Source organism: Lysinibacillus sp. RU7, from assembly GCF_057837305.1.
The window spans coordinates 1-229 of record NZ_JBYQFK010000356.1; the positions used below are offsets into that span (position 1 = coordinate 1).

Consider the following 229-nt stretch of genomic DNA (forward strand, 5'->3'; position numbering starts at 1 on the left):
TACGTCCCGGCGCGGTAACACGGACAGCAGGTTCAGGCGGTTCCCGACCCATGGGACCGCCTGCCAGCCGCAGCCTCGTCCCCCTCACTCCTGGAGCGATTGGCCCAGCGTATCCGCCAGCAAGCGGACGAGGGTCGGCTCGTTCAGGAAACCCGACACTGGCAAGCCTCGGTCGCGCTGATAGTTGCGAAGGGCACGTCGCGTGTTCCGGTCGAAGCGCCCATCCACC

The 229-nt window shown here is 67.2% G+C and carries 1 protein-coding gene; it reads right to left on the bottom strand.

Annotated features, from left to right (window positions below):
* Positions 1 to 84: 84 nt before the first annotated feature.
* Positions 85 to 228, bottom strand: coding sequence for a peptidoglycan-binding domain-containing protein (locus tag AC3II9_RS22705; RefSeq protein ID WP_489159056.1), 144 nt, complete (start codon positions 226 to 228; stop codon positions 85 to 87).
* Between the last annotated feature and the right edge of the window lies 1 nt (position 229).